The organism is Streptomyces sp. MBT65 (assembly GCF_016612545.1).
Classification (GTDB): domain Bacteria; phylum Actinomycetota; class Actinomycetes; order Streptomycetales; family Streptomycetaceae; genus Streptomyces.
This window is the reverse complement of the sequence record NZ_JAENRY010000567.1, coordinates 1-2,070: the sequence shown is the minus strand read 5'-3', so window position 1 is coordinate 2,070 and position 2,070 is coordinate 1. Positions and strand designations below refer to the sequence as shown.

Genomic DNA, 2,070 nt, shown 5'->3' with positions numbered 1-2,070 from the left:
TAGGACGCCGCCGAACAAATATTGATAAGGGTTGGACCCTGAACTTCGGTTCGGGGTCCAACCCTTTTTTGTTGTGCGTCACTTGAAGTTCACGTTGCGCAATCACCATCCGAGCTATGGGTACTGCTGCAATGCTCAGGGCCGCAGGCGTCGGACTCGGTGACGAGGTCGTCGTGCCGGCGTTCGGGAACGTCGAAGTCGCCGAGGCCGTCACCCTGGCGGGTGGCCTGCCGGTGTTCGCCGACATAGATCCGGTGACCTACTGCCTCGACGCGTCCGCCGTCGAAGCGGCCCTAACTCCGCGTACGGCGGCGATAGTTGTCGTACATCGATTCGGTCGGTCCGCTGATGTCGGGCGGTTGCTCGGGGTGGGGCAGCGGCATGGGCTGCTGGTGTTGCAGCAGGGGGAGTCCGAGGCGCCGTACGACGAGGTGGCTCAGCGGCGGGAGCGGGCTGCCTATCTTGATGCGAAGTTGCGTGGGGTGCGGACGCCCGATGGTGGTGACGGGCACACGTACCAGCAGTACATCGTGCGGGTGCCGGGGAACGGGCGGCCGGATCGCGATGCCTTCGCTCGGGCCGTGCGGGGCAGGGGAGTTGAGTGTCGGGTGCCGGTGAAGACGCCTGTGCACCGGCTGCCGGAGTTCCGGCGGTGTGTGGCTCTGCCGGAGACCGAGCGGGCGGCGGACGAGACGCTCGCGCTGCCGGTGGACGCCTCGTTGACCAAGCGGGAGATGCAGAGGATCGTTTCTGCGTGCAACGCGCTCGGGGGACTGCTGCAGCCCGCTTTCTGATCGAGTCGGGGTCGGGCAGCGGTGGTTGGGCGTACGGGCCTGTTCGGGGTATGATTCTTTTCGTCGCCGCGAGGGAAACCTCGGGAAAGCGACAAGGCCCTCTTAGCTCAGTCGGTAGAGCGTCTCCATGGTAAGGAGAAGGTCAACGGTTCGATTCCGTTAGAGGGCTCCAGACATCAGAAGGCCCCGCCCAATTGGGCGGGGCCTTCTGCGTGTTCGGGGTCAGTCCTTCTGGAGGCCCGGGACGCGCATCGCGAGGATCGCCATGTCGTCGGACGGGGCGTCCGAAGCGAAGCGTTCGACCGCGCGCATGATGCGTGCCGCCACCGCGCCGGCCGTGAGGCCCGTGCAGGTCGTGAGGACGTCGGTGAGGCCGTCGTCGCCCAGCATGCGGGTGCCCTCGCGGCGTTCCGTGACGCCGTCCGTGACGCACAGGAGGACGTCTCCGGGGTCGAGGGTGACCGTCTGCTCGTAGAGCTCCAGGTCGTCCATGACGCCCAGGAGCGGCTGGGGTTCGGCGGCCGGTTCGACCGTGCCGTCCTGGCGCAGGCGGAGGGGGAGCGGGTGGCCGGCGCAGACCACCTTCAGCTTGGCGCTGCCGTCCTCCTGGGGCCACAACTCGCCGTAGAGGAGCGTCAGGAAGCGGCTGCGGGCTCCCTCGTCGAGGATCGCGGAGTTGAGGCGCTCCAGGACCGCGGGGCCGCCGAAACCCTCTCTGGCGAGCAGGCGCAGCGCGTGGCGGGCCAGGCCGGTGACCGCGGCCGCCTCGGGTCCTGTGCCGCAGACATCGCCGATGGCGAAGCCGTAGACGCCGTCGCGGATGGGGAACAAGTCGTAGAAGTCGCCGCCTACTTCGTTGCCCTCGCCGGCTGCGCGGTAGATGACCTCGACCTCGACGCCCTCGATGTGCGGGAGGTCGGGGGGCAGGAGGCTGCGCTGGAGGGACTGGCTGATGGCCGTGCGCTCCGAGTACAGGCGGGCGTTGTCGAGGGCGAGGGCGGCTCGGCGGCTCAAGTCCTCGGCCAGTTCGAGGATTTCCTGGCGGAAGTGTTCGTCGGTGGGCTTGCCGAGCGTGAGCATGCCGATGACGCGGTTGCGGGCGACCAGGGGGAGGACGACTGTTTCGCCGCCGACTGCGGAGGCCGTAGCGAGTGTCGGGCCGATGCCCGAGCTGACGCGGCGGGTCGGTTCGCCGAGGCCGAGGTTGCGCATGGAGGTGCGCAGGGCCGCTTGGTGGGCGGCCTCGGCGGGGGCGGCCCAGACGCGGGCGCCGGGG

General features: G+C 68.8%; 2 protein-coding genes and 1 tRNA gene. 2 read left to right on the top strand and 1 reads right to left on the bottom strand.

What is annotated here, in order from left to right; genetic code table 11:
- Window positions 1-131: 131 nt before the first annotated feature.
- On the top strand, window positions 132-794 hold the full coding sequence (locus tag JHN63_RS50390; protein WP_200691837.1) for a DegT/DnrJ/EryC1/StrS family aminotransferase: 663 nt from the start codon (window positions 132-134) through the stop codon (window positions 792-794).
- A gap of 96 nt (window positions 795-890) precedes the next feature.
- A tRNA-Thr gene (locus tag JHN63_RS50385) sits at window positions 891-966 on the top strand.
- A 50-nt stretch (window positions 967-1,016) separates the two neighbouring features.
- Here JHN63_RS50385 and JHN63_RS50380 read toward each other — a convergent pair.
- A partial coding sequence (locus JHN63_RS50380; RefSeq protein WP_200691836.1) for a PP2C family protein-serine/threonine phosphatase occupies window positions 1,017-2,070 on the bottom strand: 1,054 nt, incomplete at its 5' end.

Bases quoted from the DNA above. Each gene is read 5' to 3' on its own strand.
- JHN63_RS50390 (WP_200691837.1), top strand. From the start codon at position 132: ATGCTCAGGGCCGCAGGCGTCGGACTCGGTGACGAGGTCGTCGTGCCG.